The sequence below is a fragment of the Pseudoalteromonas ardens genome, assembly GCF_030125445.1.
GTDB classification, from domain to species: domain Bacteria; phylum Pseudomonadota; class Gammaproteobacteria; order Enterobacterales; family Alteromonadaceae; genus Pseudoalteromonas; species Pseudoalteromonas ardens.
In genome coordinates, this window is sequence record NZ_JASJUV010000011.1 from 164,787 (window position 1) to 176,171 (window position 11,385).

The window sequence follows — 11,385 nt, forward strand, 5'->3', positions numbered from 1 at the left end:
GTCTTCCCGAGTGAGGTCGATGCCCTCATTTAGAATTTTTAGTTTCTTTGTTGAACAGGCTCCGGCAGTCACTTGCCGGAGCACATGCTTGGCTGGTTATTATAGCTTGCTATTAATTGCCTCCAATTGCTCACTAAAGCTCAAATGGCGTAGATCACCTAATCCTGCTTTTTGCGTCATGTTGAATAACTGGCTTTCCAGCTCTAACAGTGGCGCTTCAATTTGCTTGTCATCCACTGCGGCCTTTCTCCTCAGATACTCATTAAATAATTGGTCTATTCTTTGGACCTGTAACTCAGTCAGCTTGACCTGCTCTTTGATGTCGTCATATGCACGCACGTTTTGGCGAATAAAACCCTGAGTGGACTCGGTCAGTACTTTCACGTCCTGGTAGACCCTTGGTAACCTGTCTGCTTTTTCTGAGTTTGCCAGTGTACGAACTTTATCCAGTACTTGACCCAAAAAATAGTGCTCTGCGGCGTCCTGTTCCAGGGTATGAAGCTGTGATTGCAATTCCGGCAGGTACTCCTCCACCTGTGGCTGCTTGCCTTCCACCAGCATGCGCTTAAGTTTGTCATGCTGGTCATCCAGTCGCTCATAACGGCTTTCGAAATGTGTTTGCGTCTCCAGCTTATCCAGTACTGCAAAGTGAGAACGAACTGGTTCAAGTACACTGATGATGGCTCGCTTAGCGCTGTGGGCCGCGGTAATAAGCGCAATAATTTCCTGGCTGCCCTCCATCACTTCGTCCGCTTTCGTATCAGAAGAGAACAATGAAGCACTTTCCAGTGACTCCGCGGGGTTAGCCTGTAACTCCGCAAAATCCTCCTGCAGCGACTGCCATAACTTGTTGGCATCAGTTGTGCGCTCGATATCATAGTCTGCTAACGCCTCTTCAGCAGACAAGGTCATTGCCTGTTGCGCTTCCTGATAGGCGGCCTCAGCTTTACTGTACGCCGCCTGGATCTGCTCCGGGGTGGCCTTATCACTGCTGACAATATTGCTCACTGAATCCAGCGTTTTACACCCGCCTAATAAGGTTACTGCCAGTAATAAGGCGATACTGCTTTGTTTGTACATTAATAACTCCATTGGATCCCAGCTGACAGGGATATATTGGTATACTCTATGTCAGGGACAGTACGACGGCTGCCATCTGACTCAGAGATTGCATCACGTTCTTTGTAAGATACATCCAGCCCCGCCATCACAGCGATGCTCTCAAAAACCTGGTAACGGACGCCAGCACGCCCCTGCACACCCCAGCCGTTAAAAGTTTCGCTGAGTGTTCTTTCAATAGTGCGGGTATTCTGTACTCGGGTATAAACAGGCAGTGTCACTTCGGCGTCTGCATACCAGCTAAACTTATTCGATGGTTCCTGTAATTTACTATCATACCTTAACCCGGCCGCGGCAATAATGCTCAATTGATCTTCTGTGGTAGAAACCGCGGGCTGCAAATTGCCTGGCAAGCCTTCCAGGTCCCCTGTGCCGGTATTATTTTGGCCGGGCAAATTGAAACGCGCGACGGGGTCGCCATCACCACGCGGGGCAGACTGTAAGACCTGATCAAACTGACCTGCCCCTGGCTGTGCGAACCGAAAATCCGAACGGGTAAAACTGGCAGTGAATATCCGCCCGCCCATAGTGACTTGCAATGCGCGTGTCATGTTATAGGCAGCACTCATCGCTATCTCGTTCGACTTTAATTTGAAATCGTTATGCTGCACGGCGCCAAACTGATGTGTCACCGCGCTGTCGTTGGGATCCTGAAAATCATTGACATACCAGGTTTCAGTATCCAGACCCGGATATATGGTTGCAGCAGTCCCGATATAGACACCCCAGTCATCATTAATACCAGAGTAGGACAATTGCCTGATTGTGGGGTTACGCACTTTTGCGTCCTGAGTCAGACGACCCAGTCCGCTCAAATCATTGAGCGCTTCGCTGTATTCAATGGATTCAAAACCGAGTCGAATTTCACTAAAAGAAGGGTTAGGTGCTGCCACAGCGCTGCCTGAAACCAGACAACACGCCATAATAAGCGATTTATTCATAACGTTAGACCTTGCGCAGAGTAGACTGGAATGTAACCCAAGGACCAACGCACCACTCCCTGGTTACAGATTCTTACATTATTGTTCAATAATAAATCAACAAATCAGATAGTCAAGAGACGAGATATGACTTCGAGCTGCCTGAGATGGACATCAATAAATATTTAAATACTAATAATATATAGATACTTACACGGCAGTCATGAACATATTGATTAAACCAGAGCCAGCTTCAGCTGGCTCTGTGGCAGGGTAGGCTATTTAAACCGCTTGCTGAATAATCACATCATCCGCTTTTTTAGTGTACTGAGGCATTTTGTGGAAATTCAGATAACGGTAGGTATCCGCAGCTGTGGCGTTGATCCGCTCTGCGTATTGTTGATACTCCGCCGGGGTTGGCAGCTTACCCAAGATTGCTGCAACCGCAGCAAGCTCTGCCGAAGCCAGGTAAACATTGGCACCGGTCCCTAAACGGTTAGGAAAATTACGTGTAGAGGTCGAAACCACGGTTGCTTTATCCGCGACCCGGGCCTGGTTACCCATACACAAAGAACATCCCGGCGTTTCAATACGCGCACCAACACGGCCGTAAATACCGTAATACCCTTCGTCTGTTAGTTGATCTCTGTCCATCTTAGTCGGCGGTGCAACCCAAAGCTGTGTGGGTAACCGTGCACCAAAGTTGTCGAGCAGTTTACCTGCAGCCCTGAAGTGACCAATGTTGGTCATGCAGGATCCGATAAACACCTCATCAATTGTTTCACCGGTTACCTCGGACAACAGACGCGCATCATCCGGATCGTTTGGCGCACACAGAATAGGCTCTTTAATTTCAGCCAAATCAATCTCAATAGTGTGCGCATATTCTGCATCGGCATCTGCCACCATCAGCTCAGGTTCCGCCAACCATGCTTCCATCTTGGTGATACGGCGCTCGATGGTACGGACATCACCATAACCCTCTGAAATCATCCACTTCAGCATGACAATATTGGAATTCAGGTACTCTTCAATCGACTCCTGGGATAACTTAACCGTACAACCCGCAGCCGAGCGCTCAGCCGATGCATCGGACAATTCAAATGCCTGCTCTACGGTCAGGTGCTCAACCCCTTCAATTTCAAGAATGCGGCCAGAGAACTCGTTGATCTTGCCTTTCTTTTCGACCGTGAGTAAGCCTTGCTTAATCGCATAGTAGGGGATCGCATGAACCAGGTCGCGCAACGTGATCCCGGGTTGCATCTCACCTTTAAACCTCACCAATACGGATTCTGGCATATCCAGTGGCATCACACCGGTTGCTGCTGCGAATGCCACGGCACCCGATCCGGCCGGAAATGAGATTCCCAATGGGAAGCGGGTATGGGAGTCACCACCTGTCCCCACAGTATCTGGCAGCAACATGCGGTTCAGCCATGAGTGGATCACGCCATCGCCAGGACGCAGTGAAACGCCACCGCGATTCATGATGAAATCCGGCAGAGTATGATGGGTATTCACATCAATAGGCTTAGGATAAGCCGAGGTGTGACAGAATGACTGCATCGTCAGATCCGCCGAAAAGCCCAGACATGCCAGATCTTTCAATTCATCTCGTGTCATTGGTCCTGTGGTATCCTGCGAGCCCACAGTGGTCATTGTTGGCTCACAATACTGACCGGGACGCACCCCTGGCATATTACAGGCTCGACCAACCATTTTCTGCGCCAATGTGAACCCTTTACCTGAGTCCTCGACCAATTTAGGTTTACAGAAGATATCTTCCTGGTCCAATCCCAGCGCATGCCGAGCTTTGTCAGTCAGCCCACGGCCAATGATCAAAGGAATACGACCACCGGCACGTACTTCATCCAGGATCACGTCTGACTTCAAACTAAATGTGGTGATCACTTCATCGCTACCATGGCGCTTAACGACTCCTTCGTATGGGTAGATATCAATCTGGTCACCCATGTTGAGATCATCAACCGGCAGCTCAATAGGTAAAGCGCCCGAATCTTCCATGGTATTGAAGAAAATAGGTGCAATCTTGCCACCGAGGCACACACCACCCACGCGCTTATTTGGCACAAACGGAATATCGTCACCCATAAACCATAGCACAGAGTTAGTTGCTGACTTACGTGAAGAACCAGTGCCTACAACATCACCGACATAGGCCAGTGGCAAGCCTTTTTGCTTCAGCGCTTCTAATTGGCTAACCGGACCAATTTCGCCCGCTCTGTCAGGCGTAACACCATCCCGCTCATTTTTCAGCATAGCCAGCGCATGCAGCGGAATATCGGGTCGTGACCAGGCATCCGGTGCCGGAGACAAGTCATCCGTATTGGTTTCGCCCGTCACCTTAAAGACCGTCACAGAGATTTTATCTGCGACTGCTGGCTTTTCCAGGAACCACTCGGCGTTTGCCCAGGATTCAATGACCTGCTTAGCAAATGCATTACCTGCTTTGGCTTTTTCCTCAACATCATAGAAGGCATCAAACATGAGCAAGGTGTGTGATAAGCCTTTAACCGCTATCGGCGCTAATGTTGCGTCATCCAGCAATTCAATCATAGGTGCAATGTTGTAACCACCCAACATAGTGCCCAGTAGTTCTGCGGCATAAGCTTTAGAGATTAGGGGAGAGGTTGCTTTGCCTTGTGTAACTGCCGCTAAAAAGCCCGCTTTAACGTAGGCTGCATCATCCACACCGGGTGGTATACGATTGATAAACAGATCGACGATGAACTCTTCTTCACCTGCTGGTGGCGTTTTCAATAACTCGATCAGTTCTGCGGTTTGTTGCGCATCCAGCGGTTTGGGAACAATCCCTTGCGCTGCGCGCTCCTCAACATGGTTACGATATTCTTGAAGCACAATTATGCCCTCTTGGTGACGTGAACAGGTAATTAATTTTTAGGGTTAAAAACCCTAAAAAAATTGCTTATATGTAAAATATGATGATTTATTATAAGGTCTTAGAGTATAGATGAAAATCAAACGGCCACTTTGCCGCCTTATAGTGACTATAACCTATGTGAATACCAAGAGTTAAAAACAACGTTTACATGAATGGCTTAAGGCAAGAAAAAGAGACAAAAAGGCCCGGATCATCCGGGCCCGAGTAGAATAAACAGGGGTTAGCGCTTTACTTTAACACGCTCGACAGATTTTACTTTTGCTTCAACACGGCGGTTTTCAGCGTGCGCTTGCGCGGAATCATCGGTATTTTTCAGACGTTCTTCACCGTAGCCCACTGTTGTGATGCGCATTTCATCAATGCCTTTCTCGATAAGCTGTTTTGCAACAGCATCGGCACGTTTCTTAGACAACCATTTGTTATAGTCAGCTTTACCCACAGCAGAAGTATGCCCTTCAAGTACCACTGTGGTTTCAGGGTGCTCATTCAGGAAGCTTACAACAGCTTGAATATCATTAAGATACTGCTGTGATACGCTTGAGTTATTGTTCGGGAAACGCACCAACAGGCTGACAGTCACCTCTTTGTCTTCGTACAGAGTACACCCTTGTGCATCCACTGCATCACTCATTGGTGTATTGGCACACTGATCATCCATGTCATAAATGCCATCTTTGTCCGTATCGACAGGCGCTGCAACAACGGCCACTGGCTCAGGTTGCGGCGCCGGTGCAGGTTCAACAGGTTTGCTGCTGCTCGCACCGCCAAAGAAGTAGTTAATACCAAGCTTTGCACCTACATCGGTGTAACCCCGGTCAACCCCCTGATAAATAGCCGTTTCAAAGTTAGCAGCAAAGTTGTCGCTGAAATGATGACGATAACCCGCGCCTACATTGGCAAAGGTGTTATTGTCGAACACATCGATTGATTTCAGACCAAATAGTGCATAGAAAGGGCCACCATTAAAGTGGTAAAGGCCATCAATGCCAATTCTATCACCGTCTACAGAGTCGCTGCGTAATCCTGACAAATCAAAGTCCATGTCAGCATACTCAAGACGAGCACTCCAATATTTGCTAAAACGATATCCCAGCTCGGCACCCCACCCCATTGAATCATCAACGGTGACGCCAGCTGCATCCCGGCTGTTTTCCCAATCAGCCTTATAGTAGTCACCAAAGACGCCCAAATAAACGCCTTCTTGGTGGTCATCCGCATACGCACTGGTTGCCATCAAAGCTGTTACAACAACGCTTAGCATTCGTAGTTTCATCATCCTTCCCTCTCTAAAATAATAATGCAATCTGATATTTGCAGTAATAATAGTAGATTATGTCTTAATATTTACTTAACACAAAATAGGAATTTTTTGTTAATTTTAAATTCAGCTCTGATGACCAAATAGCACCCGATATAACCCCTGCTCCGCAACCAGGCTATGATGGTCTCCAGCCTGGCTCACAACGCCATCATCCAGTACATATATTTGATCCGCCTGACGAATTGCACTCAGTCGATGAGCAATGATGAGCGTCGTCCTGCCTGATAAGAAAGTATTCAAATTACGATGTATTTTGGCCTCAGTTTCCACATCCAGCGCAGACGTGGCTTCATCCAGCACAACCACTTTTGGATCCGCGGCAACCATACGGGCAATAGCCAGGCGTTGCTTTTGTCCGCCGGACAGTCTCACCCCATTACGACCCACTACTGTATCGAGCTGTTGAGGCATGTCAGTGACAGTGTCAGCCAGTTCCGCCACCTTTAACGCATGCCATAACAACTCATCATCACAGGCTTTACCCATAGCCAGATTTTCCCGAATGCTGGCATTAAATAGAATGGGCTGTTGAAGCACAGTCACGACGTGCTCCCGAATGGCATGAAAACCAACCTCTTCGGCAGGCACGTCATTAATCAAAATATCACCGGACTGCTTCTGATATAACCCAAGCAGCAACTGCACAACGGTCGACTTACCACCGCCTGATACCGCAACTAACGCTGTTTTCTTACCGCTGGGCAAGCTCAAAGACACATCATTGAGTACCGGCAAGCCATCTTGATAGGCAAAACTAACATGACGAAAATCGATGCGGATCGTCGGTTGTTTGAATACCTCGCTGTTCGCAGGCTGTTGAGGCTCTGTACTGAATGCCAGCACCTGATTCAGACGCTGAAGCGCAGCGGTCGCGCCATAATAAGCATACTGAATACTCAGGATCTCCTGTACTGGTCCCATCATAAACCACAAGTAGCCAAATACCGCGAATATCTGACCTACTGTTAAGTCAGAGAAAACCACCATCAGCATAGCGATGGCACGAAAAACTTCAAATCCCAACAAGAAAACGGTGAAGCTGAGACGATTGACTGCATCTGTTTTCCACTGTGACTGTACAGAGTGGTAACGAAGCGATTTCGCTGCCCCCACAACCGTATCGAAATAACTTTGCTCGCGGCGCATTGCCTTGAGCTGCGCGATGGCATCTAACGTATCGACTAGTGCACTCTGAAATGCCTCGAATGCATTATTCTGACGCTTCTTCAAATCTTTAACGCGCTTCCCGAATTGCCGGGAAAAATAAATCACAGCAGGATTGAGTGTCAGAATGATCAAGCCCAACAGCCAGTCGATCCATAGCAGCACCACTGCCGTCCCGACTATAGTCAAAATGCCTATCAAGAAACGAGACAAGGTTTGGCTGATAAAGCCATCTAGCGTCTCAATGTCTGTGATACATCGTGAACTGATCGCCGCAGCGCCCTGAGTTTCATATTCCTTGAGCTGCACCTTTGCCAGATGGCCAAGCAGCCTTTCCCGGATCCGATAAGAAATGTCCTTTCCTATGATTGTGAACTGACGTGACTGCGCAACACCCAACACCAGTGCCCCCAAGCGCATACACACCACCGCTATCAGGATAGAGACAATATAACCCGTCGCGCCGTGCCACTGAGCAGGCAATATATGATTGAGGGTCTCAACTGCAGCACCAGGGCGTGCCAGTAACACTTCATCCACTAATAAAGGCATCATGAGTGGAATAGGCACGCTCACCAGAGCGGCACAAAAAGCAATCAGATGTGCGTAAATCAAGGGGGTTTTATGTGTCAGGATCTGTCGCTTGATTTCCTGCCAGGTCAATGCCTGGTTGCTCTGCTCACTCATAGCTTACGTTCCACAAAACGTCTGATAGGCTTGTTCATGTGCCATAGTCGCCGTCCATTGAACAGGATAGGCTTGATAGGTATAGGGAGTCTTCAGCGCAGTTAGCCAGTCAGTAAACTCATCACTCTGAGTGCCTTCATTAAACTGGGCAATAAATCGCTCCACCAGATCATTACGCGGAATAATAGCCGGATTTACAGATTGCATCAGCGCCAGTGCCTCAGCTCCACTGTGTCCGCTAATCCGCTTTCGCCACTTACTCACCCAGTCAGCTAACACTTCCGGTAAAGGATAGGTTGTTAGCGGACTGGCGTGTAATGCGTTTGTCAGAGCAGCAAACGTGTTGGTGTAATCCAGTTTATTTTGCTGCATCAGCGATAACAATTCACTCAGTAATGCCTGATCTGATTCCTCCCAGGTGCCTATCCCAAGCTTTTTAGACCACATCACTTGGTAGCCCTCATTAAAGCTCTCAGCAAACTGGCTTAGAATACTTGAAAAGCGCTCCAGCGCTGCGTCTTTATCCTCAATCAACACCATCAAAGACTCCGCCAGACGCCCACAATTCCAGCTGGCAATGTTCGGTTGCTGACCAAAGGCATAGCGTCCTTGACGATCAATAGAGCTAAACACCGTATCGAATGAAAAAGACTCCATCATCGCACAGGGGCCATAGTCAATCGTCTCACCATTTATCAGGGTATTGTCGGTATTCATAACCCCGTGAATGAAACCAACCTGCATCCATTTTAAAATAAGTGCACACTGGCGCTGACATACCTGCGTGAAGAAATCAAAGATACGCGCTTCACCACTGGACGTAATGTCACTATAGTGTTCACGGATACATAGTTCGACGAGCTTACTCATCGCAGCAACATCCTTATTCATTGCCATCAGCTGAAAGGTGCCAACCCGGATATGGCTTCGGGCAATGCGACATACAACAGCGCCGGGCTCTGGCGTCTGACGTATCACCTGTTGACCAGTGGACAAGACTGCCAGACAGTGAGTCGTTGGTACACCCAATGCTTGCATTGCATGGCTCATAATGTACTCCCGAATAGCGGGGCCCAGTGCACACAAGCCATCCCCCCCACGCGAGAAAACTGTCGCGCCGGAGCCTTTAAGGTGCATGTCATAGTTGAGACCATCCGCTGCGGCGATTGACGCAATTAAGTGTGCTCGTCCATCACCAAGTTGCGGGTTAAAATGACCAAACTGATGGCCGCAATAGGCCATTGCAACTGGCTGAATGCGCTCGACCTGAGATACACCTGCAAGGTAGTCACGCAATGCTTGCTGATCGATCTCAAAGCCTAATTCAGTTAACAATGGCTGATTGGTAAGTAGTAATTGAGCCTGCTCAAACTGATAAGGCTGCTGTGGGACCAGATAAGTCTCTCCCAACTCGGTGTAGCGGGTAAAAAACTGGCTCATGATGTTACTCCTAGCACGTTGTCACCCACACTATAAGCGACAAGCTGACTTAATTTTTGCAATGAATAACCACTTTGTCCACGTAACTCATTGAAGAAGGCTTGTGCAGAGCGCAGTGATTTCTGACTATGCAGACCACCTGAGATCACCTCATGGGCGCGTAGATAGGCTTCTACATCCCGGCTCAGAATAAACGTATCTTTACCGACAGCTCTCAGCGCATAAGGGCCGGTATTGCCCCCTAATCGACTTCCTTGCTTTTTGAGTAACAGCCATAGTTCAATAATGTTTTCCTCCGGCCAATTGGCAACAAGCTTACTGAAAGTGCCATGCTCTAGTGCCAATTCATGGATCATCAGACAGTTATGGGCAATGCTTTGTACTTTTTTATAGTTACGTACAATACGCTCGTCCTGAGCGCGCTGTTCAAACATCTCAGGCGACATATAAAGTAACTTCTCAACAGAAAAATCCCAGAACACGTCACGAAAACCTGGCCATTTGGCATTAATCACTGACCAATAAAAACCACTTTGAAATATTTTACGAGTAAACTCTTCCAGCCAGACATCATCGGGAAGCATGGCAAGTTGCGTTTTTGATACTGGCTCACTGAGTAATGATTCCAGTATGTCCTTCGAACCTTTTCGCGCGCACGCTCGTTCATAAATATCTAAAAAACTCTCCACAGCTTAGCCTTTTAATTTTGATCAATGGGATAGACGCTTTTGTTGGTCGATTCGTTTTATTCAACAATAAGCGCTATAGTTTTGTTTAGCCCGGTTTTCAGAGCGTTGTCAGTGAAATACATTATTTTTGCTTTATTTTATAGTTTTACGTTAAGTGCTGAAACAGTGCATATTACAACTGGTCAATGGCCTCCATACGTAGACCGGCATCGTGAGGATCAAGGGTGTACCGCTCAGCTTATCCGAGATGCCTTTGCTTTGCACGGGATCCGTGTTCGGTTTGTATTTATGCCCTGGCAACGCGCATATGAAGAGGGAAAAAAAGCAGAGTTTATTGGTAGTGCTTATTGGTATTACAATGAAAAAAGAGCAACCGAGTACCTGTATACGTCATACCCGCTCACCTCTGAAGTTTCCCACTTTTATCACCTGGATAGTATACCGTTTAAATTTAACTCCTATGCCGACCTAAAGCCATACAGATTACTTCTCAATAAAGGTTTAACGTATCCAAAAACACTATGGCAGGCGATCAAAGAATATGAAATTGAAGTGATGGAGGCGACCTACACCACAAAAAATTTGCAATTCCTGCTGCGTCAACGCGCGGATATTGCCGTTCTGGATGAACAAACTGAGAGAGAGTATGCAAAAGCCCTGTCTAACTCTGAGGTAAAACGTCTGGTACGGCAACCCAAACCAGCATTCGTCAATCAGGGATTTTTACTGATAAACCAACACAACAAAAAATATGTGACACTCTTTAATAACGCACTCCAGCAGCTTATCTCAAACAAACGCTATCTTGCACAGTATCAAACTAATTGCTCATCGATTAGTACCCAGTGATTGTTCCTCATACGCATAAGCACAGCTTTAAAGATCGCTTTATCAGATACCTGATCATTACTGCCAGATGGAAGTACGATTCATACTCATCGTGTGGCCTGTTGGCAGTTCCAGCATCAAACGCGGGATGACGGTAGTGTGGGCTTTGTGATCGGGTAGTTATACAACTTTTTTAAATTCAAAACGCAAAAAAGCCCGACTCTCTCGAATCGGGCTTTCTTTAATTAGGAGCTTGGCAATGTCCTACTTTCACATGGGAAACCCCACACTATC

General features: G+C 47.5%; 8 protein-coding genes. 1 reads left to right on the forward strand and 7 read right to left on the reverse strand.

Annotated features, from left to right (window positions below; translation table 11 throughout):
• Positions 1-99: 99 nt before the first annotated feature.
• From QNM19_RS23285 to QNM19_RS23315, 7 genes are all read right to left on the reverse strand, one after another.
• On the reverse strand, positions 100-1,080 hold the full coding sequence (locus QNM19_RS23285) for a hypothetical protein (protein WP_049863702.1): 981 nt from the start codon (positions 1,078-1,080) through the stop codon (positions 100-102).
• Complete coding sequence (locus QNM19_RS23290) at positions 1,080-2,060, reverse strand: autotransporter outer membrane beta-barrel domain-containing protein (RefSeq protein ID WP_049863703.1); 981 nt, start codon at positions 2,058-2,060, stop codon at positions 1,080-1,082. Before QNM19_RS23290 ends, QNM19_RS23285 begins: the two co-directional genes overlap by 1 nt.
• 261 nt (positions 2,061-2,321) lie before the next feature.
• The gene (acnB, locus tag QNM19_RS23295; protein WP_284027270.1) at positions 2,322-4,919 is read right to left on the reverse strand and encodes a bifunctional aconitate hydratase 2/2-methylisocitrate dehydratase; all 2,598 of its coding nucleotides are present in this window, start codon (positions 4,917-4,919) and stop codon (positions 2,322-2,324) included.
• Between the two features lie 263 nt (positions 4,920-5,182).
• Positions 5,183-6,235 (reverse strand): OmpA family protein, encoded by a 1,053-nt coding sequence (locus tag QNM19_RS23300; protein WP_049863704.1) that lies wholly within the window; start codon positions 6,233-6,235, stop codon positions 5,183-5,185.
• A 111-nt stretch (positions 6,236-6,346) separates the two neighbouring features.
• The gene (locus tag QNM19_RS23305; RefSeq protein ID WP_284027271.1) at positions 6,347-8,134 is read right to left on the reverse strand and encodes an ABC transporter ATP-binding protein; all 1,788 of its coding nucleotides are present in this window, start codon (positions 8,132-8,134) and stop codon (positions 6,347-6,349) included.
• Positions 8,135-8,137: 3 nt separating this feature from the next.
• Entirely contained in the window at positions 8,138-9,574 is a 1,437-nt protein-coding gene (locus tag QNM19_RS23310; RefSeq protein WP_284027272.1) for a protein adenylyltransferase SelO, read from the reverse strand.
• Entirely contained in the window at positions 9,571-10,263 is a 693-nt protein-coding gene (locus QNM19_RS23315; protein WP_049866444.1) for a DNA-3-methyladenine glycosylase I, read from the reverse strand. The genes QNM19_RS23310 and QNM19_RS23315 overlap by 4 nt, the downstream gene beginning before the upstream one ends.
• Positions 10,264-10,374: 111 nt before the next feature.
• Here QNM19_RS23315 and QNM19_RS23320 point away from each other — a divergent pair, with 111 nt between their 5' ends.
• On the forward strand, positions 10,375-11,112 hold the full coding sequence (locus tag QNM19_RS23320; protein WP_049866443.1) for a substrate-binding periplasmic protein: 738 nt from the start codon (positions 10,375-10,377) through the stop codon (positions 11,110-11,112).
• The last annotated feature ends 273 nt before the right edge of the window (positions 11,113-11,385 follow it).

Bases quoted from the DNA above. Each gene is read 5' to 3' on its own strand.
- QNM19_RS23285 (WP_049863702.1), bottom strand. From the start codon at position 1,080: ATGTACAAACAAAGCAGTATCGCCTTATTACTGGCAGTAACCTTATTA.
- QNM19_RS23290 (WP_049863703.1), bottom strand. From the start codon at position 2,060: ATGAATAAATCGCTTATTATGGCGTGTTGTCTGGTTTCAGGCAGCGCT.
- QNM19_RS23300 (WP_049863704.1), bottom strand. From the start codon at position 6,235: ATGAAACTACGAATGCTAAGCGTTGTTGTAACAGCTTTGATGGCAACC.
- QNM19_RS23305 (WP_284027271.1), bottom strand. From the start codon at position 8,134: ATGAGTGAGCAGAGCAACCAGGCATTGACCTGGCAGGAAATCAAGCGA.
- QNM19_RS23310 (WP_284027272.1), bottom strand. From the start codon at position 9,574: ATGAGCCAGTTTTTTACCCGCTACACCGAGTTGGGAGAGACTTATCTG.